21 protein-coding genes are annotated in these 19839 nt (G+C 71.7%); 13 read left to right on the forward strand and 8 right to left on the reverse strand.

Features of this window, described 5'->3' with window-relative positions; genetic code table 11:
• Nucleotides 1–6: 6 nt before the first annotated feature.
• The 3 genes from bioD to AC067Z_RS24510 are packed head-to-tail and all read left to right on the forward strand — an operon-like array spanning nucleotide 7 to nucleotide 1831.
• Entirely contained in the window at nucleotides 7–720 is a 714-nt protein-coding gene (gene bioD / locus AC067Z_RS24500) for a dethiobiotin synthase (protein ID WP_478791729.1), read from the forward strand.
• Between the two features lie 5 nt (nucleotides 721–725).
• Complete coding sequence (locus AC067Z_RS24505) at nucleotides 726–1079, forward strand: VOC family protein (protein WP_478791730.1); 354 nt, start codon at nucleotides 726–728, stop codon at nucleotides 1077–1079.
• A gap of 59 nt (nucleotides 1080–1138) precedes the next feature.
• A complete protein-coding gene (locus tag AC067Z_RS24510) occupies nucleotides 1139–1831 on the forward strand; it encodes a class I SAM-dependent methyltransferase (protein ID WP_478791731.1) in 693 nt (230 codons plus the stop codon).
• Here the strand turns inward: AC067Z_RS24510 and AC067Z_RS24515 are convergent, their stop codons facing one another.
• From AC067Z_RS24515 to AC067Z_RS24525, 3 genes are read right to left on the reverse strand one after another with little or no spacing between them, the layout of a single operon-like run.
• Nucleotides 1832–2203, reverse strand: a complete 372-nt coding sequence (locus AC067Z_RS24515; protein ID WP_478791732.1) for a fic family toxin-antitoxin system, toxin component — start codon at nucleotides 2201–2203, stop codon at nucleotides 1832–1834.
• A gap of 28 nt (nucleotides 2204–2231) precedes the next feature.
• Nucleotides 2232–3143: a PP2C family protein-serine/threonine phosphatase gene (locus AC067Z_RS24520; protein WP_478791733.1), complete on the reverse strand. Its 912-nt coding sequence runs from the start codon at nucleotides 3141–3143 to the stop codon at nucleotides 2232–2234.
• Nucleotides 3144–3178: 35 nt separating this feature from the next.
• Nucleotides 3179–3394 carry an antitoxin gene (locus tag AC067Z_RS24525; protein WP_478791734.1) on the reverse strand — a complete coding sequence of 72 codons (216 nt, stop codon included), beginning with the start codon at nucleotides 3392–3394 and terminating at the stop codon, nucleotides 3179–3181.
• A gap of 121 nt (nucleotides 3395–3515) precedes the next feature.
• On the opposite strand from AC067Z_RS24525, the gene AC067Z_RS24530 reads away from it, so the two are divergent.
• From AC067Z_RS24530 to AC067Z_RS24540, 3 genes are all read left to right on the forward strand, one after another.
• Nucleotides 3516–3938 carry a GNAT family N-acetyltransferase gene (locus tag AC067Z_RS24530; protein WP_478791735.1) on the forward strand — a complete coding sequence of 141 codons (423 nt, stop codon included), beginning with the start codon at nucleotides 3516–3518 and terminating at the stop codon, nucleotides 3936–3938.
• A gap of 175 nt (nucleotides 3939–4113) precedes the next feature.
• Nucleotides 4114–5457, forward strand: coding sequence for a hemolysin family protein (locus AC067Z_RS24535; protein WP_478791736.1), 1344 nt, complete (start codon nucleotides 4114–4116; stop codon nucleotides 5455–5457).
• Nucleotides 5454–6467: a hemolysin family protein gene (locus tag AC067Z_RS24540; protein WP_478791737.1), complete on the forward strand. Its 1014-nt coding sequence runs from the start codon at nucleotides 5454–5456 to the stop codon at nucleotides 6465–6467. Before AC067Z_RS24535 ends, AC067Z_RS24540 begins: the two co-directional genes overlap by 4 nt.
• Nucleotides 6468–6608: 141 nt before the next feature.
• Here AC067Z_RS24540 and AC067Z_RS24545 read toward each other — a convergent pair whose 3' ends face one another.
• A complete protein-coding gene (locus tag AC067Z_RS24545) occupies nucleotides 6609–7613 on the reverse strand; it encodes a maleylpyruvate isomerase family mycothiol-dependent enzyme (protein WP_478791738.1) in 1005 nt (334 codons plus the stop codon).
• A 60-nt stretch (nucleotides 7614–7673) separates the two neighbouring features.
• Between AC067Z_RS24545 and AC067Z_RS24550 the strand changes: the two genes are divergently transcribed.
• The 3 genes from AC067Z_RS24550 to mug all read left to right on the forward strand — a co-directional run bounded on the left by AC067Z_RS24550 (nucleotide 7674) and on the right by mug (nucleotide 10590).
• Nucleotides 7674–8453 (forward strand): SGNH/GDSL hydrolase family protein, encoded by a 780-nt coding sequence (locus tag AC067Z_RS24550; RefSeq protein ID WP_478791739.1) that lies wholly within the window; start codon nucleotides 7674–7676, stop codon nucleotides 8451–8453.
• Between the two features lie 149 nt (nucleotides 8454–8602).
• Nucleotides 8603–10045 carry an adenylosuccinate lyase gene (gene purB / locus AC067Z_RS24555; protein ID WP_478791740.1) on the forward strand — a complete coding sequence of 481 codons (1443 nt, stop codon included), beginning with the start codon at nucleotides 8603–8605 and terminating at the stop codon, nucleotides 10043–10045.
• Nucleotides 10042–10590, forward strand: coding sequence for a G/U mismatch-specific DNA glycosylase (gene mug / locus AC067Z_RS24560; protein WP_478791839.1), 549 nt, complete (start codon nucleotides 10042–10044; stop codon nucleotides 10588–10590). The genes purB and mug overlap by 4 nt, the downstream gene beginning before the upstream one ends.
• Before the next feature lie 21 nt (nucleotides 10591–10611).
• Here the strand turns inward: mug and AC067Z_RS24565 are convergent, their stop codons facing one another.
• Nucleotides 10612–11046 (reverse strand): hypothetical protein, encoded by a 435-nt coding sequence (locus tag AC067Z_RS24565; RefSeq protein WP_478791741.1) that lies wholly within the window; start codon nucleotides 11044–11046, stop codon nucleotides 10612–10614.
• Between the two features lie 196 nt (nucleotides 11047–11242).
• Here AC067Z_RS24565 and AC067Z_RS24570 point away from each other — a divergent pair, with 196 nt between their 5' ends.
• Nucleotides 11243–12400, forward strand: coding sequence for an ROK family transcriptional regulator (locus tag AC067Z_RS24570; RefSeq protein WP_478791742.1), 1158 nt, complete (start codon nucleotides 11243–11245; stop codon nucleotides 12398–12400).
• Nucleotides 12401–12443: 43 nt separating this feature from the next.
• Here AC067Z_RS24570 and AC067Z_RS24575 read toward each other — a convergent pair whose 3' ends face one another.
• Both AC067Z_RS24575 and AC067Z_RS24580 read right to left on the reverse strand, forming a co-directional pair.
• Complete coding sequence (locus AC067Z_RS24575; RefSeq protein ID WP_478791743.1) at nucleotides 12444–13208, reverse strand: GntR family transcriptional regulator; 765 nt, start codon at nucleotides 13206–13208, stop codon at nucleotides 12444–12446.
• Between the two features lie 251 nt (nucleotides 13209–13459).
• Nucleotides 13460–14353 carry an RNA polymerase sigma-70 factor gene (locus AC067Z_RS24580; RefSeq protein WP_478791744.1) on the reverse strand — a complete coding sequence of 298 codons (894 nt, stop codon included), beginning with the start codon at nucleotides 14351–14353 and terminating at the stop codon, nucleotides 13460–13462.
• 155 nt (nucleotides 14354–14508) lie between these two features.
• Between AC067Z_RS24580 and AC067Z_RS24585 the strand changes: the two genes are divergently transcribed.
• The 3 genes from AC067Z_RS24585 (at nucleotide 14509) to AC067Z_RS24595 (ending at nucleotide 18678) form a co-directional block, all read left to right on the forward strand.
• Nucleotides 14509–15339, forward strand: a complete 831-nt coding sequence (locus AC067Z_RS24585; RefSeq protein ID WP_478791745.1) for an alpha/beta fold hydrolase — start codon at nucleotides 14509–14511, stop codon at nucleotides 15337–15339.
• A gap of 145 nt (nucleotides 15340–15484) precedes the next feature.
• Nucleotides 15485–17062, forward strand: coding sequence for an alkaline phosphatase D family protein (locus AC067Z_RS24590; RefSeq protein WP_478791746.1), 1578 nt, complete (start codon nucleotides 15485–15487; stop codon nucleotides 17060–17062).
• A 191-nt stretch (nucleotides 17063–17253) separates the two neighbouring features.
• On the forward strand, nucleotides 17254–18678 hold the full coding sequence (locus tag AC067Z_RS24595) for a GNAT family N-acetyltransferase (protein ID WP_478791747.1): 1425 nt from the start codon (nucleotides 17254–17256) through the stop codon (nucleotides 18676–18678).
• On the opposite strand, the gene AC067Z_RS24600 is transcribed toward AC067Z_RS24595, so the two are convergent.
• Entirely contained in the window at nucleotides 18611–19837 is a 1227-nt protein-coding gene (locus tag AC067Z_RS24600) for a trans-sulfuration enzyme family protein (protein ID WP_478791748.1), read from the reverse strand. The genes AC067Z_RS24595 and AC067Z_RS24600 overlap by 68 nt on opposite strands.
• Nucleotides 19838–19839: the final 2 nt, after the last annotated feature.

Below are 19839 nucleotides of genomic sequence, written 5' to 3' on the forward strand. Positions count from 1 at the left end.
CAGCACATGGCAGTGATCGTCGTGACCGGGACCGGCACGGAGATCGGCAAGACCGTCGTCACCGCGGCCGTTGCGGCGGTCGCCGCGGCACAGGGGCGTTCGGTCGCCGTCCTGAAGCCCGCCCAGACCGGGGTCGCGCCCGGTGAGGAGGGCGACGTCGACGTGGTGCGGCGGCTCGCCGGGGACGTCACGGCCGTCGAACTGGGCCGTTACCCCGAGCCGTTGGCGCCCGCGACTGCGGCGCGCCGCGCAGGACTCGCCCCGGTGTCCCCGGAGGAGGTGGCCGAGGCAGCCGGGAAACTCGCGGCCGAGCACGACCTGGTGCTGGTGGAGGGCGCCGGCGGACTGCTCGTACGGTTCGACGAATCCGGTGCGACCCTCGCGGATGCCGCCCGCCTGCTGGACGCGCCCGTTCTGGTCGTCGCGCCCGCGGGTCTCGGCACGCTCAACATGACGGCGCTGACCGCCGAGGCGTTGCGCGCACGCGGTCTGGAACCGCTGGGTGTCGTCGTCGGCAGCTGGCCGGACGTGCCGGACCTCGCGGCGCGTTGCAATGTGGTGGACCTGCCCCGGGCGGCGGACGCCCCGCTGCTCGGGGCCGTCCCCCAAGGTGCCGGGGCGCTCGGTGCGACCGGATTCCGGTCCCGCGCGGGCGAGTGGCTCGCACCGCGGCTCGGCGGCCGTTGGAACGCGGACGAGTTCACCGCGGCCGTACGCTGACGGTCATGCGCGCACGCATCGACGAGATCGTCCTCGACTGTCACGACCCCGCCCGCCTGGCCCGGTTCTGGGCCTCCCTGCTGGGTGGCGAACCGGTGGACCGCAGTGACGACTGGTCCTACGTCGATCCGCCGGAGTGCGTACGGATCGCGTTCCAGCGGGTGCCGGAGGGCAAGGCGGTGAAGAACCGCCTCCATCTGGACCTGGACGCGGGTGACATCGATGACGCGGCGGACGAGGCCGTACGGCTGGGCGCGGGACGCGTCGGTGCGGTGGTCACCGACGACCACGGCCGGTTCCAGGTCATGACGGACCCCGAGGGCAACGAATTCTGCTTCGTGGCGGGCACGGACGGCTGATTCACGCCTTCCGGGGGAGAATGGCGGTGACCGGCCCCGCCCGCCCGAGGAGGTCCGCGATGGCGCTGCGCAGCTCGAAAGTGCCCCGGGACGCCGTCCATCACCCGATCTTCGCCCGCTTCTACGCACGGATGAGCGTGGCGGCGGACGTGAAGGGCGGGCTCGCCGCCTACCGCTCCGAGCTGCTGTCGGGCCTGTCGGGCCGGGTCATCGAGATCGGTGCGGGCAACGGCCTGAACTTCGCGCACTACCCGGCCGCGGTCTCCGAGGTCGTGGCGATCGAACCGGAGCGCACCCTGCGGAACTTGGCGGCCGAGGCGGCGGTGCGCGCCGACGTCCCGGTGGACGTGGTGCCGGGTGCCGCGGAGGCGCTGCCGGTCAAGAGCGAGGCGTTCGACGCGGCGGTGGCGTCGCTGGTGCTGTGCACGGTGAGGGAACTGCCGAGGGCGCTCGCGGAGATCGCGCGGGTGCTGCGGCCGGGCGGCGAACTGCGGTTCTTCGAGCACGGTCTGGCAGAGAGCCCTGGGCTTGCCCGCACCCAGCGGGCGCTGGACCGCACCGTGTGGCCACGGCTGTTCGGCGGCTGCCACACGGCGCGGGACACGCTGGCCGCTATCGAGGCGGCGGGTTTCGAACTGGGCGCGCACCGCAGGTTCCGGGTGCCGGACCACGGGGTGCAGTTGCCCACGTCGCCGTGCGTCATCGGGACGGCCCGGCGGCCACCGGCCGGTCGGGTCCCGAGGGACGGTTGATCACTCGCTCCACTGCCGCAGTTCGGCAGCGATCGCCCGCACGTCCGCCTTGCCCTCCTTGACCAGGCGCGCCAGATCCCGCACCTGCTCGGGGGAGGTGACGACCTTCAGCCCGCAGGCGACGAGATAGCCGTAGGCGACGGCCGAGGCGAACATGGCGTTGGAGTGTTCCAACGCGGGCACGTGCAGCAGCAGTTGGAGCAGTGCCGCGGCCCGGGCGTGCGGATCGCTGTAGGCGGGGATGCCGAATATCTCGGCGTCGTGACGGCTGACAGCGGCGACGAGCGCGCCCCAGTCGGTGACCTGGGGGTCACCCGGGATCTTGTGCTCGGCGACCATGAGCAGCCAGGCGATGTCGATCGAGAGATTCATGCGAGTACGTGACGGTACGTCAGGGGACTCATCGTTCTCCATGTGGGGGTACGGCCCCGGAATCGGGCGGTGCCGGTCGCGTCGGGTGATCAGTATCCCCGGCGGCCGGTGCCGTCCGAGGGCGAGGGGGCAGCAACACGCCTGCCGTGACCGGGATGAGCAGGGCAGTGATGTTGTCCTCCCCGCCGGCGTCCAACGCGTGGCCCACCAGCGACCGCACGTCGTCCAGGACGCGTTCCGGCGCGGTGCGCGGTCGGCACATGGCGGCCCGCAGCGCGCCGGGGTCGGGCAGATGACGCCACAGTCCGTCGGTGCACAGCAGCAGCCGGCCGGGGCCCTGCGGCGTGTGGCTGCGAATCCGGGCACACGGATCGCCCGCCCCCGCTCCCAGCCACGCCGCCAGGGCGTCGAGTTCGCCGGTGTCGTCCTCGGTCATCGCGGCGCCGGGCCCTTCGTTGGGCAGCCAGTACGCGCGGCTGTCGCCGATCCAGGCGCTCCAGATGCCCGCCGGACCGGCGATGCCGGCGACGAAGGTGCACGCGGGCGCGGCGTCCGGGGACGTGGCAAGGGCGGTGACCGCGCGACCGGCGCGGGCGGCGGCCTCCTCCAGCGCGAGTTCGGGTACGGCGCCGTCGGGGAGCCGGGCACTCAGGGAGGCGATGGCGACCTCGGCCGCCACCTGGGCGGCCCGTTCGGCCCTGGGCGACATGGACACCCCGTCGCACACGACACCGATCGTCCAGTCGCCGGCTCCGGTCAGCGCCAGCGCGTCCGCGTTGATCCCGCGGCGTCTGCCGCGGTCGCTGACGCCCGCGGCACCGTCCTCCGTGGTGATCTCCACATGTGCGCGGAAGGCGGGCTGGGGTTTTCCGCAGTGCCAGCAGTGGCCGTCGGGTGCCACCGTGCCGCCGCACAGGACGCAGTCGTCGCTCCGTGACATCGCAGAGGCATCCTGTCAGGTCCCTGCGCCGGTGGTCAGCGCTTGTCGCCGAACTCCTCGGTGAAGACGGACTCGTACTGCTTCATGAAGTCGGCCGCCGCGTCCACGAAGGTGCGCCCCACCTCACCCGCGTCCTGAGTGACGAGCTCCTCGATGTAGCGGTTCACGCTGATGCCGCGCTGCAGCGCCCGTCGGCGTGCGGCCTCGGCGGTGGTCTCTTCGACGCGTACGTTCAACTGGGTCTTCGCCACCCCACCAAGCTAGCGCTGATTCGCTAGCACCGGCAAGGGCGCCCCCGTGGCCGTGGCACCCCCGTCTCGGTGTGCGGAACTCGCTGGCGGCCGCCGCAGCGCACATGTTTGGCTCCGCGCCATGGAAGTCCTGCAGATACGCACCGCCACCGTGGACGACGCCGAGGCAGTACTCGCCTTCTGGGAGGAGGCGGCGGAGGGCACGAGCATCACGGACGACGTGGACGGCGTGACCCGGCTCGTCACGCGGGATCCGGCGGCGCTGATCCTCGCCGAGGCGGACGGACTGCTGGTGGGTTCCGTGATCGCCGGGTACGACGGGTGGCGCTGTTCCCTGTACCGGCTCGCCGTGCTCCCCTCGCACCGGCGCCGGGGCATCTCGACGGCTCTTCTGGACGCGGCGGAGAAGCGCTTCGTGGATGCGGGCGGCCGGCGCGGCGACGCGATGGTGCTGGAGGCCAACGAGCGGGCGCATCGCGCCTGGGCCTCGGCCGGGTATCGCCGGGAGGACCACTGGCGCCGCTGGGTGAAGCCCTTCGTCTGACGGACGCCTCGACGACCGGGGCAGCCGTCGGCGATGCTTTGCCGACCCTTTACCATGGGTGGATCTGTCACTCCCCGTACGAAAGGTGTGAGCGTCCGTCCATGGGCGAGCCTCCCAGTAGCCGACATCGCGCATCCCTCCTGTCTCTGTCCGATCATGGGACGGAGGTGAACCGATGACCGAAGTGCTCCTGCTCCTCGTGGCGGTGCTGCTCTCGCTCGCCTGCGGCGCCTTCGTCGCGGCGGAGTTCTCCCTCACCACCGTCGAACGAGGAGAGCTCGAACGTGCCGCCGAACGCGGCGAACGGGGCGCGGCAGGCGCTCTGAAGGCCGTTCGCAGCCTGACGTTCCAGCTGTCCGGCGCACAGCTCGGGATCACCGTCACCAACCTGGTCGTCGGCATGCTCGCCGAGCCCTCGATCGCGAAGCTGATCCGCGGACCGCTCGAGGCGCTCGGCGTATCACCGTCGGTCGCGTCGTCGGCCGCCCTGGTCATCGGCACGGCGCTGTCCACGGTAGTGCTGATGGTCGTAGGCGAACTGGTCCCGAAGAACTGGGCGATCTCCTCGCCCCTCGCCGTCGCCAAGGTGGTCGCCCCCCCACAGCGGATCTTCACCGCGGCGTTCCGGCCGCTGATCGGCCATCTCAACAACACGGCCAACCGGATCGTGACACGGCTCGGCATGGAGCCCACCGAGGAGCTCGCGTCCGCACGCAGCCCCAAGGAACTGGTCGCCCTCGCGCGGCACTCCGCCAAGCAGGGAGCGCTCGAGGCGGACACCGCCGAGCTGTTCGTCCGCACCCTGAACCTCGCGGAGCTGAACGCGGAGAACGTGATGACGCCCCGCGTGCAGGTCATGGCGCTCGATGTGTCGGCCACCGCCGAGGACGTCGCCAACGCCACCCGTGCGACAGGTCTGTCCCGCTTCCCCGTCTACCAGGGGAGCCTGGACACGGTCGTCGGTATCGCCCACATCAAGGACATCCTCGCGGTCCCGGCCGAGCTGCGGCAGCGCCACCGGGTCACCGAGCTGCTGCGCGAGCCCGTGCTCGTCCCGGAGACGCTGACCGTGGACCGGCTGCTCGACCGGCTCGCGGGGAGGTCGACGATGGCCGTCGTCATCGACGAGTACGGAGGCACCGCGGGAGTGGTGACGATGGAGGACATCGTCGAGGAGGTCGTCGGCGAGGTGCGCGACGAGCACGACCCGCACGAGACGCCCGATCTGGCGCGGGCGGGCGAGGACGCGGACGGCCGCGATCTGTGGTCCGCCGACGGCGCGGCCCGCACCGACCAGTTGGACTCCATCGGACTGCGGGTCCCCGACGGCCCCTACGAAACGCTGGCCGGCCTGGTCGCCACCGAGCTGGGGCGCATCCCCGCCGCGGGTGACCGGATCGATCTTGCAGGCTGGCAGCTGGACGTGACCGACGCCTCCGGGCGCCGCGCGGCACGGGTGCTGCTGCACGCACCGCTCGACGCGACGGACGAGGACCTGACCGAGGAGGCCGGACGATGACGGCGATTCAGCTGCTGATCGGTCTGCTCACCCTGGTGGTCAACGCCTTCTTCGTCGGCGCCGAATTCGCGCTGATCTCGGTGCGCCGCAGTCAGATCGAGCCGGAGGCCCAGGCGGGGAACCGGCGGGCGCGCAGTGTGCTGTGGGGGCTGGAACATGTGTCGGCACTGATGGCCGCCGCCCAGCTCGGAATCACGCTGTGCACCCTGGTGCTCGGCATCGTCGCCGAACCGGCGATCGCGCATCTGCTGGAGCCGCTCTTCGACGCGGTGGGCGTGCCGCACGGCCTCGTGCATCCGATCTCGTTCGTCATTGCCCTGGCGGTGGCCACGTATCTGCACATGCTGCTGGGCGAGATGGTGCCGAAGAACATCGCCCTCGCCGAGCCGCTGCGCAGCGCGCTGCTGCTCGGCCCGCCGCTGGTCACGCTGGCACGGGCACTGCGTCCCGTGATCTTCTCGATCAACGCCATGGCGAACGGTCTGCTGAAGCTGCTGCGGGTCGAGACGAAGGACGAGGTGTCCGCGACGTTCTCGGACGACGAGCTGGCGCGTCTCGTGCACGACTCCGGCGAGGCGGGCCTGCTCGACGACCGCTCGGCAGAACGGCTGCGCGACGCGCTCGAACTGGGACGCCGGCCGGTGCGTGACGTGGTGATGCCGGTGGAGCAGGTCGTGTACGCGCAGGACGGTACGACTCCGGAACAGCTGGAGCAGCTCTCGGCCGAGTCCGGGTTCTCCCGCTTCCCCGTCGTCGACGCGGAACGCCGCATTCTCGGCTATCTGCATGTGAAGGACGCGCTGGACGCGGCCCCGCGTGATGTGGCGTTCCCGGTGAGCGCGATGCGCCCGATCGCCCGGGTGCGGGCGACGACACCGCTGGACGACGTGCTCACCGCGATGCGCCGCAGCCGTACACACCTGGCCGCGGTCCTCGACGAGGACGGCAGGCCTGAGGGTCTGGTGACGATGGAGGACGTCCTGCGCCAGTTGGTGGGCCGGCCGGGCTGACGGCCGCGGGGTGGCCGGCGCCCGGCCGCTCCCGCGCCCGGTCCGCGGCCCGACCCGGCCCGGCAGGCTGCCGGGCCGGGCCCCGTCCGGTCCGGGGCCCGGGTCCTGTCCGCCCGGACAGGGCCCAGGCCCTGTCCGGGCCTAGAACGCCGTGGCGCCGAGCCACGCGTCGAGCACCGTGCGCCCGTGCGTGACCCTGAAGCGGTCCGCGTCCGGACGGCGCCGGCCGTAGACGAGCAGCAGCAGGTCGCCGGTACCCGCCGTAACGGTGACGTCGGCGGTCCCGCCCTCCTTGGACCACGAGAATCCGGCATCGCCGAAGGCAATCGTCCACGCGGCGCCGGTGTCCTCGGCCATCAGCGCGACCGCGCCGGCGGGCAGTTCCCGGACGCGTTCGGCCATCCCCGGCACGTGCGGCAGATTCTCCAGGAACTCCTCGATGCCGTCCGCGGCGGTGCCCGGCGCGATCCGGGGCTCACGCCCCAGTGCCAGTTCCGCGTCCGCGAGATGGATCACCGCCTCGAAGAGCAGCCTCCGCGGGAAGAACGCCACCCGGTGGTCGGCGCCGTAGGACCACATCCGCAGATCGGGATCGACCTTGCGCACCGTGCGCAGTGACGCCTCGGCGCTCGCGGCCATCCAGTCCGGATACGCCGACGGGGCGTCCGGCAGGTCGAGGGGAACGTCGCGTGCCCAGACGGGCTCCGTGGCCCGCGTCCGCACCACGTGCTCCGCCCAACGGTGGGTCGTGCCGTGATGCTTCACCAGGTCGGCGATGGTCCAGCCGGGGCAGGTCGGCACCGGCGTGGCCGGGTCCACGTCCCGCACGGTCCGCGTGAAATCGGCCACGGTGTGCCGGACGGCATCGCAGTACAGCTCGTGCTGGTCGTCTTCGAGCCCGAAACCGTCGGGCACCCGCAGGAGGTCGTTGCGCCAGGCACCCTCGGGGTGTCGCGCTGCCGCGCGGCGCATGAGCCCGGCCAGCTCACGGCGGTCGGCCGGGGGCAGTCTGTCCAGCTGGGTACCGGTGGACTCCAGCCACTTCACCGCTGTGTCCGGGTCGAGCACGTCGTCGTCGCAGGTGTCGATCAGGGTCACCACTTCGGCCAGCGCTTCGGCCAGCGCGTTCAGCAGCGCGTCACTCACGAAAGCTCCCCTCCGGGTAAGGAACCGACGGACCCTACCGCGCGGTAGTATCGCTGCGCCATGGAGATGAATGCCAGTTACACCAGTTTTGTCGCCGTCGGGGACTCGTTCACCGAAGGTATGTCGGATCGGCTCCCCGACGGGTCCTACCGGGGCTGGGCCGATCTGCTCGCCTCCCGCCTGGCGGCCCGTGCGCCCGGCTTCCGGTACGCGAATCTGGCCGTGCGCGGAAAGCTGATCGGCCAGATAGTCGACGAGCAGGTGGACGTGGCGGCGGCGATGCAGGCCGATGTGGTCACGCTCGTCGGCGGGCTCAACGACACACTGCGCCCCAAGTGCGACATGGCGCGGGTGCGCGGTCTCCTGGAGGAGGCGGTGGAGCGACTTGCTCCGTCGTGCGGGACATTGGTGCTGATGCGCAGCCCGGGACGCAACGGCCCGGTGATGGAACGGTTCCGCCCCCGGATGGAGGAGCTGTTCGAGCATGTGGACGCGCTCGCCGCCCGGCACGGCGCGCTGGTCGTCGACCTCTACGGTTCCCCCGCGCTCGGCGACCAGCGGATGTGGGACGTCGACCGGCTGCACCTGACGGCCGACGGTCACCGCAGGGTCGCCGAGGCGGTATGGCAGAGGCTGGGGCACGAGGCCGAGGACGACTGGCAGACACCGCTGCCGCCTGCCCTGCTTGCGGGGTGGGCCGCGCGGCGCGCGGCGGACGTGCGGTTCGCGCGCCAGTATCTGGGGCCGTGGATCGGCCGGCGGCTGACGGGCCGGTCCTCGGGCGACGGCCTGCCGGCCAAGCGGCCCGAACTGCTGCCGTACGAGCCGCCTGTGCTCTGAGCCGGCGCCGCAGGGCCGGCTGCCCGCAAGCGCTGGGGCCGGGCACGCAGCGGTCGCGGCCGGGGCCGCGGACCGCCCGGTGGTTCGTAGCAAGGTACAACCGGGGCCGTGGCGCTGGCCTGCACAAACCGCCAGTAGAATCTGGACACGTGACTGCTGTGTCTGCGAAGCCTCGCATCCCCAATGTCCTGGCCGGCCGCTACGCCTCAACGGAGCTCGCCGTCCTCTGGTCCCCCGAGCAGAAGGTCAAGCTGGAGCGTCAGCTCTGGCTCGCGGTACTGCGCGCCCAGAAGGACCTCGGGATCGAGGTACCGGACGCCGCGCTCGCCGACTACGAGCGGGTCCTCGACCAGGTCGACCTGGCGTCGATCGCCGAGCGCGAGAAGGTCACTCGCCACGATGTGAAGGCCCGTATCGAGGAGTTCAACGCCCTCGCGGGTCATGAGCACGTCCACAAGGGCATGACCTCCCGCGATCTCACCGAGAACGTGGAGCAGCTGCAGATCCGGCTGTCCCTGGAGCTGATGCGCGACCGCGCCGTGGCCGTCCTGGCCCGGCTCGGCAAGCTGTCCGGCGAGTACGCCGAGCTGGTGATGGCGGGCCGCTCGCACAATGTGGCCGCGCAGGCGACGACGCTCGGGAAGCGGTTCGCGACGGCCGCCGACGAACTCCTGGTCGCCTACGGCCGCCTGGAGGACCTCCTCCGCCGCTACCCGCTGCGCGGGATCAAGGGCCCGGTCGGCACCGCTCAGGACATGCTCGACCTGCTCGGCGGCGACGCTGCGAAGCTGGCCGAGCTGGAGCAGCGCATCGCCTCGCACCTCGGTTTCGCGCACGCCTTCACCTCGGTGGGCCAGGTCTACCCCCGTTCGCTGGACTACGACGTCGTCTCGGCGCTGGTGCAGCTCGCCGCGGCGCCCTCCTCCGTCGCCAAGACCATCCGGCTGATGGCCGGTCACGAGCTGGTGACCGAGGGCTTCAAGCCGGGTCAGGTCGGCTCGTCGGCGATGCCGCACAAGATGAACACGCGTTCCTGCGAGCGCGTCAACGGGCTCATGGTCATCCTGCGCGGTTACGCCTCGATGACCGGCGAGCTGGCCGGCGACCAGTGGAACGAGGGCGACGTGTCCTGCTCCGTGGTCCGCCGTGTGGCGCTGCCGGACGCGTTCTTCGCCTTCGACGGCCTGCTGGAGACGTTCCTGACGGTGCTCGACGAGTTCGGCGCCTTCCCGGCCGTCGTCGCCCGTGAGCTGGACCGCTACCTGCCCTTCCTCGCCACGACCAAGGTCCTCATGGGCGCGGTCCGCGCGGGTGTCGGGCGCGAGGTCGCGCACGAGGCCATCAAGGAGAACGCGGTCGCCTCGGCCCTGGCGATGCGCGAGCAGGGCGCGGAGCGCAATGAACTGCTCGACAAGCTCGCCACGGACGAGCGGATCCCGCTGGACCGCGGTCAGCTGGACGCGCTGATGGCCGACAAGCTGTCGTTCACGGGCGCCGCGGGTGACCAGGTGGCCTCGGTCGTCTCCCGTATCGAAGAGATCGCGAAGCAGCACCCCGAGGCGGCGGGTTACGCGCCGGGGGCGATCCTCTGACGCGGTTCACCGCTGCGGACCTGGAGGCCGCCCGCGACCGGCTGGTGCCGGATGTGGTCGCGGACGGCCTCCGCGTGTTGTTCTGCGGGATCAATCCCGGGCTGATGACAGCTGCGTCGGGTCACCACTTCGCACGCCCGGGCAACCGGTTCTGGCCCGTGCTCCATCTGTCGGGGTTCACGCCGCGGCTGTTGTGCCCGTCGGAGCAGGGCGAGCTGCTGACCTACGGACTCGGCATCACGAACGTGGTGGCACGGGCCACGGCGCGTGCCGACGAGCTGCGCCCCCAGGAGTACGTGGAGGGTGGCAGAGAGCTCACGGCGAAGGTGCAGCGGCTGCGGCCGCGCTGGCTCGCCGTGGTCGGGGTCACCGCCTACCGCGCCGCGTTCCGTGAACGCAACGCAGTGATCGGGCCGCAGGAACGGACGATGGGCGACACCCGGATCTGGGTGCTCCCCAACCCGAGCGGGCTGAACGCGCATTGGACCGCCGAGACCATGGCGCACGCGTACGCCGAGCTGCGCACATCGGCTGACGAGTCCTAGTCCTGTCCGGGCGGACAGGACCTAGGGAGGGTCGATCTCGGTGACGACCGCGAGCAGTTCCCAGCGGCAGTCGCCCGCGCGCGCCACACCCACCGCTATCCAGTGGCCGTCCACCTGCCACAGACACAGCTCGTCGGTGCGGTGACCGAGCTCGTCCCACGGCTCTTCGACGTCCTCGCCCGCGACACTCCTGGCGGACACCGACCAGAGGCTGAACCTCTGCGGCTCCCCCCAGCGTGCGGTCAGCGCGTCGGCCAGCGCCTCGCACTCCGCACGGCACTGCTCCGCCGCCTCCGGCGCACGCATGCCGCACTCCTCCGTCCCGTCGTCCCCTGGCCTCAGCCGCGCCAGGTGGAAGCCGGGGCCACTGTCGCCGAGCTGCGACCGGCCGCGACCGGCCGGGAACGCCCGGCCCCGCATCAGGTCGATCGCAGCGAGGTGCTCTGCAGTGGTCATGACCTCCAGTAAACCGGCCCGCACTGACAATTGGCACGCCGTCAGGCGCCGTTGAGCCCCGGTCGCCGCGTCGCGAGCCGCCAGGTGTGCGCTGCCCGTCGGCGAGGATGGCAACGCCCTTCCGGGGCGGGCGCGCGGCGGCGGGCGGCAGCGAGTACGATCCGGCAAACACGCGCTCGAGCTGGGAGGACACACAGTGGGGCGGCTGACCGGCGGAGATCCCTCGCTGCTGCGGCGTATCAACTCCGCGGTGGTACTCCATTCCCTGCGAGGCGCCGATTCCTCCACGCTCACCGACCTGACCCGGATCACCGGCCTGTCGCGTCCGACGGTCGAGGGCGTGGTCGAGGGGCTGATCGAGGCCGGTCTGGTGGTCGAGAGCGTGCCGGAGGAGGGCGAGACGCGCCGACAGGGGCGCCCGGCCCGCCGGTTCCGGTTCCGAGCGGAGGCGGGCCACCTGCTGGGCATCGAGATCGGGGCGCACCGTATCGCCGCGCTGCTGTCCGGGCTCGACGGCCGCATCATCGGCGCCTCCTCGCGTGAGGTGCCCGAGACGGCGTGCGCGGACGACCGGCTGGAGCGGGTGCGCACGGTCGTCGCCGACGTGCTGCGCCGCGCGGGAGTTGCCCGCAGCAGCTTGCGGGCGGTGGGTGTCGGCTCGCCCGGCATCGTGGAGACCGACGGCACGGTCCGGCTGTCCACGGCGCTGCCCGGCTGGACGGGGCTGCCGCTCGGCGACCGGCTGCGACGGTCGTTCCGCTGTCCGGTGCTGGTGGAGAACGACGCCAACGCGGCCGCGGTGGCGGAGCACTGGAAGGGTGCGGGAACGGACTCCGACGACATCGTGTTCGTCCTGGCCGGACTGAGTCCGGGGGCGGGCTCACTGATCGGCGGGCGGCTGCACCGTGGCTTCGGCGGCGCGGCGGGCGAGATCGGGGCGCTGCACCTGCTGGGCCGCGATGTGACCCCGGAGAAGCTTCTGTCGACGACGGACGAGCCGCTGCATCCGCTCGACGAGCAGGCGGTGGCCGACGTGTTCGCGCTGGCGAAGGGCGGCGACGAGCGCGCCCGTGCGGCGGTCGACCGGTTCAATCAGCGGCTGGTGCACGACGTGGCGGCGCTCGTGCTCGCGCTCGACCCGGAGCTCGTGGTGATCGGGGGCTGGGCGGCCGGACTCGACGGTGTACTCGACCCGCTGCGCGACGAGTTGTCCCGCTACTGCCTGCGGCCGCCGCGGGTGGCCCTGTCGATGCTCGGCGAGGCGGCCGTGGCCACGGGCGCACTGCGGCTGGCTCTCGACCATGTGGAGGAGCAGCTCTTCGCGGTCGAGGGAACGGTGACGGCCCGCCGCTGAGCGTGCTGCTCGTGCGACGGGCCGTGGTGCGGACTGCGCGGTGTCAGGAGGCGCGGGCCACCTGGTCCTCGTGGCTGATCTCGAGGTCGCCGTAGGCGCCGAACGTGAGCCGGCAGGTGTCCGCGCGGTAGGTCGCGACGGAGACGGCCGCCGTGCGGCCGGCGGAGAAGTACCGCGTGGTGACGACGAGGACGGGAGCGCCGGGGAGGCGGTCCAGTTCCTTGGCGTCGACGGCTCCGGCCGAGCCCAGTTCGACCGCGCGCTCCTGGCCCTCCAGGTCGAGGCGGGACAGTTCGCGCAGGACGCCACGGGCGAGTGCCGGGCCCGACGGCGCGTCGATGGCGGGCAGTTCGGGCACCGACGCACCGGGCACGTACAGCAGTTCCGCGGCGACGGGCTGGCCGTGGACCGCACGCACACGGCGCACCACGTGTGTCGCCTCGTCGCTCTCGGCGTCCAGGAGGCGGGCGACCGCGACGGGCGGTACGGCGAGGGTGCACTCGGTGGCCTGCCAGGCGTCGGGGCCGGCTCCGGGCCAGTCGTGGCGGGCGGTCGAGACGTCGACACCCAAGCGGGGCGGAGCGACGGTCGTACCGACGCCGCGGCGGCGCTGGAGGCGGCCTTCGAGTTCGAGCTGTTCGAGGGCCTGCCGGAGCGTGGCGCGGGCCACCCCGAAACGCGCCGCGAGGTCACGCTCGTTGGGCAGGATCTCGCCCACCGTGAAGTCCGAGTCGAGTGCTTCGGCGAGCACGGTCTTGAGGTGCCAGTACTTCGGCTCCGGCACCGATTCCAGTTGCGTGGTCCCCACCCTGATCCTCCGCAATCGCCGTGTCCCCGGCGGCTATTCCGTGCCCTTGTTTATTAAAGGTTCCTGCACTATCCCTTGCGACCATAGGACGGGGCCCACCCTTGGTCAAGACCAATCCTCCGGGCGTCACGCTGTGAAGTCGATCCACTTCGCAGAGCGTTCACAGGGAGTTCGTACCGAGCCGTCGGCGCACAGCACAAGACCCCGCATCCGAAAGCGGACACGGGGTCTGACGTGCGGCGGGGGCGATTTCAGGCCGAACTGTGGGCGGCCAGGGAGGCGAGTTTGTCAGGGTTGCGAACGATATAGACGCAGGTGATGCGCCCGTCGACCACTTCGAGCTGGACGACGCTGTCCGGCCGTCCGCCCGAGAGGAGGAGCAGTGCCGGTGCGCCGTTGAGTTCGAGGAAGCGGATCTCGAGATCCTGGATCGACTCCTGGGTCACCGCGACGACGAAGCGCCCGACCTTGTCCGCGCTGTGCAGGACGCGCAGCGGCGCCTTGGCCTTCCCGCCGCTGTCGCCGACGAGTGTCACGTCCGGCGCGAGCAGGGACAGCAGGCCGGTGATGTCGCCGCCGGACGCCGCGGCGAGGAAACGCTCGGTCAGATCACGGCATTCGGCGGGGTCCACGTCGTAGCGGTGCTTGCGCTCGTCGACATGTTTGCGGGCGCGGCCCGCGAGCTGGCGGACGGCAGCCTCCGACCTCTCCAGAGTGGTGGCGATCTCGGCGTACGGGAAGCCGAAGGCCTCGCGCAGCACGAACACCGCGCGCTCCAGCGGGGAGAGGGATTCGAGGACGACGAGTACGGCCAGCGAGACGGAGTCGGCGAGCACGGCGCGCTCCGCCGTGTCGGGAACCTCGGGGCCGAAGTCGGTGACGATCGGCTCCGGCAGCCAGGGCCCGACATACGACTCGCGTCGCGACCGGACGTGGCGCAGCCGGTCGATGGCGAGGCGGGTGGTGATGCGGACGAGGAAGCCGCGGGGTTCGCGGACGTCGTCCCTCTCGTCGGCGGACCAGCGCAGCCACGTCTCCTGGACCACGTCCTCCGCGTCGGCGACGCGGCCCAGCATGCGGTAGGCCACGCCGGTCAGGACGGGCCGGTGCTCTTCGAAGACGTCGATCGCGGTGTCGGTTGCCACTCCTCCATCCCAGCCGACGGCGCGCCCGGTGTCCAGTTGCCGGTGCGGCGCGCGGCGCACGTGACCAATGCCCGTGCCTGGCCTCTTGAACTCGAAGCTACCGAGCGGTAATTGTTACTGACAAACTGTCCACATCTGCCAGGGGGCTGCCGCACATGGCCGCAGAGATCTCGTTCGCCGTCGAGACCGCCGAGGGCAGCCGCACCCTGTCCGTCGGCTACGAACGCAGGGGTACGGGTGAGCCCCTGCTCCTCCTCCACGGCATCGGCCATCACTGGCAGGCCTGGGAACCCGTCATGGACATCGTCGCCACCGAGCGCGACGTGATCGCCGTCGACCTGCCCGGATTCGGCAGCTCTCCCGCGCTGCCCGAGGGGGTGCCGTACGACCTCTCCACGGTCTCCACCGTCCTCGGCGCGTTCTGCGCGGAACTCGGTGTCGAGCGTCCTCACGTCGCAGGCAACTCCCTGGGCGGGCTGCTCGCCCTCGAACTGGGCCGCGACAAGGTGGTCAGGTCGGTGACTGCGCTGTCGCCCGCAGGATTCTGGTCGCGGGGCGAGCAGGTGTACGCGGTCACTACGCTGCGCGCGATGCGGGTGGGCGCGCGGTCGATGCCGGTACCGATGATCGAGCGCCTGTCGCGCTCGGTCGCCGGACGAGCTGCACTGGTGAGCACCATCTACGCACGTCCGGGCCGCCGTTCGCCCGAGGCGGCCGTGGCCGAGACCCACGCGCTGCGCGGGGCCACCGGATTCCACCAGACGCTGGCCGCGGGACGGGACGTACAGTTCACGGACGACGTCCCCGACGTACCGGTCACGATCGGCTGGGGCTCGCGGGACCGGCTGCTGCTGCGGCGCCAGGGGGTACGCGCCAAGCACGTGATTCCCGGGGCGCGGCTGGTGCGGCTGCCGGGCTGCGGCCACGTCCCGATGAACGACGACCCGGCACTGGTCGCACGGGTGCTCCTGGACGGCAGCCGCTGACGGCAGCCGCCCGAGGCGCGCGCGGCTGCACTCTTCCCGCGCAACGCATCGCGCTCGCTGTTCACTTGGGGTTGGTGTCCCGGCCGCGGCCGGGCACTAGGTATGGCGGCACACCTGTCGGCATCCCCCGTATGGAGGCGCAGCGATGTCCCACACCCCACGGAGAAACACCCCGGCCCGCCGTTCCGTTCTGCTCGGGGCGGCTGCCGCGTCCGCGGCGACGGCGCTGCCGGCGGTGGGATCGACCCCGGCCCTGGCGCTCTCCGGCCGGCCGCGCGCCGGCTGGGGTGTGCAGACCGGTGATGTGACCGCCTCGTCGGGGCTTGTGTGGGTGCGGTCGGACCGGCCGGCCAGGATGATCGTCGAGACGTCGGCGACCGAGTCGTTCCGCCGTTCGCGCCGTTGGTACGGCCCGCTGCTGGGCCCGGACACGGACTTCACCGGCACGACGGCCCTGCGCGGGCTGCCGGCCGGTGAGCAGGTCCACTACCGGGTCACGCTCGCCGACCCGGACGATCCCCGCCGTACCGGCGAGGCGGTCCACGGAACGTTCCGTACCGCGCCCCTGCGCCGCCGGGCGGGTGTGCGGTTCGTGTGGTCGGGGGACATCGCCGGGCAGGGCTGGGGCATCAACCCGGATGTCGGCGGCTTTCGCGCGTACGAGGAGATGCGCCGCCTCGACCCGGACTTCTTCCTGTGCAGCGGTGACGCGGTGTACGCGGACGGCCCGCTCGTACCGGCGGTGACGCTGCCCGACGGCCGGGTGTGGCGCAATCTGATGACGGACGAGAAGGCGAAGGTCGCCGAGACGCTCGACGAGTACCGGGGGAACTTCCGGTACAACCTGCTCGACGAGAACGTCCGCCGGTTCAACGCGCAGGTCCCCACGATCGTGCAGTGGGACGACCACGAGGTGCGCAACAACTGGTACCCGGGTCAGATCCTCGACGACCCGCGCTACACGGAGAAGAACGTCGACGTGCTCGCGCGGCGTTCGATGCGGGCGTTCGCCGAGTACTTCCCCGTCGGCACGCTCGCCCCGCGCGGCGAGGAGGGGCGCATCCACCGGGTGGTACGCCACGGGCCGCTGCTGGACGTCTTCGTGCTGGACATGCGCAGCTTCCGCAACGCCAACTCCCCCGGCCGGCAGTCCGAGGACACCCAGGGCATCCTCGGCGCGGAGCAACTGGCCTGGCTCGAGCGGGAGCTCTCGCGTTCGCGTGCCGTGTGGAAGGTGATCGCCTCGGACATGCCGCTGGGCCTGGTGGTGCCCGACGGTGCGGCGAACTTCGAGGCCGTGGCGCAGGGCGACCCCGGAGCGCCCCTCGGGCGTGAGCTGCAGATCGCCGAGCTGCTGCGGTTCATCAAGCACCGAAGGATCACGGGCACGGTGTGGCTCACGGCCGACGTCCACTACACCTCCGCGCAGCACTACGCCCCGGAGCGGGCGGCGTTCAAGGACTTCGCACCGTTCTGGGAGTTCGTGTCCGGTCCACTGGCCGCGGGCGGTTTCCCCGCCAACGCACTCGACGCGACCTTCGGCCCCGACCGGGTCTTCGTGCGGGCGCCGGAGCGGGCGAACGTGTCGCCGATGGAGTCGCCGCAGTACTTCGGCGAGGTCGACATCGACGGCGGCAGCGGGGAGTTGACGGTACGCCTTCGTGCCGAGGGCGGAACTGTGCTGTTCACCAAGACGCTCCAGCCGGGGCGCGTGGGCCAGTGACGCGGTGCCGGGCCCGGCCTTGTCCGGGCCGGGCCCGGCGGCTCCCGGAGTCCTGGCCACGACCACTCACAGAAGCGAACACTCCACGCCAGAAACAGCAAAAATCAGACTCTAACGGTCCAGATCGGGGTTTAACCCATCAGTCACAAAGCGTTCGTGATCACGCAACACCGTTCGGTCACAGTGAAGCCATGACAGATGTGACTTCTGCGAAGACTGCCCGCCGACCGCACCACTGGCGACGGGACCTTGTCGAACTGGCCGCCCTGTTCACGGCAGTCGCGGTCGCCGACGCCCTCGCCAATCTGATCGGTCACGGCCCCGACGGCCCGTTCCTGCTCGTCTTCTCGGCCGTGGCACTGATCGCCACCGCCGCGTTCCACACATGGTGGGCACGACGCCACAGTCATGCGCCGCCGCCGACCACTGCGGCAGGGCCGGAACCCGGTACGAGCGCCGGGGAAAGCCCCGGCCTTCCCGCCGCGACCGGTGCGGAGATCCCCGGCAGCGCCGCCCCGCGGGAGACGGTCCTGTGGCGGATGCGGACGACGGTCAAGGACGCGCCGGGCAGTCTGGCCGCCCTCTGCGCCACGCTCGCCCGGCTGGACGTGGACATCCTGACCCTGCAGACGCACCCGCTGGGCGACGGCACGGTGGACGAGTTCCTGCTCCGCGCCCCCGCCTCGCTCCAGGCGACCCAGCTCGCCCGGGAGATCGCCGCCGCGGGCGGCACGGACACCTGGACCGAGCGCGCCGACGCGCACGATCTGGTGGACACCCCGACCCGGGTGCTCGGCCTCGCCACCCGTACCGCTCTCGACGCCGCAGAACTTCCCCTCGCACTGCGTCAGTTGCTCGGCCGCTGCACCATCCGTTCCCGTCCCGCCCTCTCCCTGAACGGCCGGCCGACCGGCCAGTTGCCGCCCGTGGAGGGTGCGCTGGAGGAGACGGTGATGCATCTGCGCGACCCGAACGGCGGTGCCATCACGATCGAGCGGCCCTACCTGCCGTTCACCCCCACCGAGTTCGCCCGGGCCCGCGCCCTCGTCGAACTCGATGCCCGGCTCGGACCGCGCGTCCCGCGGAGCCAGGACGTGCTCACGCTCCCCGAGGGCAACGAGATCACCGTCCGCCGCGCGGACCAGAGCGATGTCGAGGCCGCGCTCGCCATGCACGAGCGGTGCTCGCAGCGCACGCTCGGCCTGCGCTACCACGGGCCGGTCGGCGACGCGGACCGCTACCTCAACCACCTGCTCAGCCCCCGGTTCGGGCGCACCCTCGCCGTACAGACGGCGTCCGGCCGACTGGTCGCCCTCGGCCATCTGCTGTGGGACGGGGACGAGACAGAGGTCGCCCTGCTGGTCGAGGACGACTGGCAGCGCCGCGGTATCGGCTCCGAGCTGCTCGGACGCCTGGTGGCCATGGCCGTCGAGGCCGGCTGCGACAGCGTGTACGCCGTCACCCAGGCGTCCAACACCGCGATGGTCGCCGCGATGCGCGCGCTCGGCATGCCGCTGGACTACCAGATCGAGGAGGGAACGCTGGTGATCACCGCACGACTCGATAGTGCTCCCGTGCTTCCGACGACGACCCGTTACGAGCAGGCCGAGCGCTGAGGGCATCGGATGGACCCGCGCTGAGCGCCTCGGTCAGGTCACGCCACAGGTCCTCGACGTCCTCAAGACCGACGGACATCCGCAGCAGCCGGTCGCTGACCCCGGCCGAGCGCCGGTCTCCCTCGGCCACGATCCGGTGGCTGATGGAGGCCGGATGCTGGATGAGGGTGTCCACGCTGCCGAGGCTCACCGCCGGGGTGATCAGCCGGACGCCGGCGATCACCCTGTGCGGGTCCCCGTACACCTCGAAGGAGACCATCGCACCGCCGATGCTCGGGTAGTGGACCCGGGCGACCCGGGGGTCCGCGGCGAGCCTGCGGGCCAGGTCGGCGGCGGTCGTCGAGGCGGCACGGACCCGCACGGGGAGGGTCGACAGTCCTCGCAGCAGCAGATAGCCCGCGAGCGGGTGCAGCACGCCCCCGGTCGCGAACCGCACCTGGCGCAGCTTGCGGGCGAACTCCTCGTCGCAGGCGACGACGCCGCCCATCACATCCCCGTGACCGCCCAGGTACTTGGTCGCACTGTGCAGCACGAGCCGGGCGCCGTCCTCGGCGGGGCGCTGGAGAACCGGGGTGGCGAAGGTGTTGTCGACGAGCAGCGGCACCGAGCCGCAGGCGTGCCGCACGGCGCGCAGGTCGACCTCGGCGAGGGTCGGGTTGGCGGGGGTCTCCACCATCACCAGACCGGTGTCCGGGCGCAGTGCGTCGGCGATACCCGCCGGGTCGGTCCAGGTGACCTCGGTGCCCAGAAGGCCGGCGTTCAGCAGATGGTCGCTGCAGCCGTACAACGGCCGGACGGCGACGACGTGCTTCAGCCCGGCGCCGGCCCGTACCAGCAGCACGGCGGTGAGTGCCGCCATGCCGCTGGCGAAGGCGACCGCGGCCTCTGTTCCCTCGAGAGTGGCGAGGGCGGTCTCGAACCGGGCTGTGGTGGGGTTGTCCAGCCTGGCGTAGACGGGCGGGCCGTCCAGCCGCGCCCCGGTCTGCGCGAACGCGTCGATGCGTGCGGCCTCGGCGGCGGCGTCGTACGAGGGGTAGGTGGTGGAAAGATCGAGCGGCGGGGCGTGCAGGCCCAGGCCGGCGAGATCCTCGCGTCCGGCGTGCACGGCGTCGGTGGCCAGGGCCCGGGGTGCGGGCGCGGCCGAGGCTGCGTTCTCCATGG

Source organism: Streptomyces sp. NPDC043812, from assembly GCF_056436245.1.

Coding starts and splice junctions, on each gene's coding strand:
- AC067Z_RS24530 (WP_478791735.1), top strand. CDS start 3,516: ATGGAAGTCCTGCAGATACGCACCGCCACCGTGGACGACGCCGAGGCA.
- AC067Z_RS24600 (WP_478791748.1), bottom strand. CDS start 19,837: ATGGAGAACGCAGCCTCGGCCGCGCCCGCACCCCGGGCCCTGGCCACC.
- AC067Z_RS24565 (WP_478791741.1), bottom strand. CDS start 11,046: ATGACCACTGCAGAGCACCTCGCTGCGATCGACCTGATGCGGGGCCGG.
- AC067Z_RS24550 (WP_478791739.1), top strand. CDS start 7,674: ATGGAGATGAATGCCAGTTACACCAGTTTTGTCGCCGTCGGGGACTCG.
- AC067Z_RS24585 (WP_478791745.1), top strand. CDS start 14,509: ATGGCCGCAGAGATCTCGTTCGCCGTCGAGACCGCCGAGGGCAGCCGC.
- AC067Z_RS24535 (WP_478791736.1), top strand. CDS start 4,114: ATGACCGAAGTGCTCCTGCTCCTCGTGGCGGTGCTGCTCTCGCTCGCC.
- AC067Z_RS24590 (WP_478791746.1), top strand. CDS start 15,485: ATGTCCCACACCCCACGGAGAAACACCCCGGCCCGCCGTTCCGTTCTG.
- AC067Z_RS24595 (WP_478791747.1), top strand. CDS start 17,254: ATGACAGATGTGACTTCTGCGAAGACTGCCCGCCGACCGCACCACTGG.
- bioD (WP_478791729.1), top strand. CDS start 7: ATGGCAGTGATCGTCGTGACCGGGACCGGCACGGAGATCGGCAAGACC.
- AC067Z_RS24505 (WP_478791730.1), top strand. CDS start 726: ATGCGCGCACGCATCGACGAGATCGTCCTCGACTGTCACGACCCCGCC.
- AC067Z_RS24540 (WP_478791737.1), top strand. CDS start 5,454: ATGACGGCGATTCAGCTGCTGATCGGTCTGCTCACCCTGGTGGTCAAC.
- AC067Z_RS24520 (WP_478791733.1), bottom strand. CDS start 3,143: ATGTCACGGAGCGACGACTGCGTCCTGTGCGGCGGCACGGTGGCACCC.
- AC067Z_RS24515 (WP_478791732.1), bottom strand. CDS start 2,203: ATGAATCTCTCGATCGACATCGCCTGGCTGCTCATGGTCGCCGAGCAC.
- AC067Z_RS24510 (WP_478791731.1), top strand. CDS start 1,139: ATGGCGCTGCGCAGCTCGAAAGTGCCCCGGGACGCCGTCCATCACCCG.